Source organism: Nocardioides marmoraquaticus, from assembly GCF_054777915.1.
The window spans coordinates 1-530 of sequence record NZ_BAAHAA010000063.1 but is presented as its reverse complement, the minus strand read 5'-3'; the positions used below and the strand labels follow the sequence as shown (position 1 = coordinate 530).

The window sequence follows — 530 nt, the reverse complement described above, 5'->3', positions numbered from 1 at the left end:
CCACAAGTCATTGGGGAGGTAGAGGGAATTGAAAAATAAACAATATCTTATTGGCTGGGTGTGTTTCTTACTCTTTTTCGTTTTTTGTGGCTTTGCCAAACCGGCGCTGGCTGCACCAAGTAAACATGTCTTACTTGTCTATGACAGCTTGAATATTGCTGAGAAAAAAGAAAATGATGTGGATGCTTTACAACGAGTGTTGACGAGTTTTGGAGTAGAAGTTCAGAGTGTGGCGGTATCAGATTATGTACCTGGCGAATTGCTAAATGATGGCTATGACAGTTTGATTTCTATGGTGAATTGGCCTGAACAAGCCGGCGTTATTGCCTCTGATTTTCTAGCAGATCGAGTTCATTTTAAAGGTAAACAATTACACATTGGTCGAAACATGCGTGACGATGAAAAACAATATTTTAGCGGTACGTGGAAAGAATTAAGTCATCGTCAATATCGGTTAGAAGATGAAAAAAACCGCTTTTCTCAAGTATTGCCTTTTCAAGATCAATCAGTTGTGCTGGAAAATACGCAAG

Annotated in this window: 1 protein-coding gene; it reads left to right on the top strand. The window is 39.4% G+C overall.

Going from position 1 to position 530, the window contains the following annotated elements; translation table 11 throughout:
* Nucleotides 1-58: 58 nt before the first annotated feature.
* Nucleotides 59-530 (top strand): hypothetical protein (locus tag ACYU8I_RS18890; protein ID WP_460843893.1); only part of this gene is annotated, 472 nt, incomplete at its 3' end.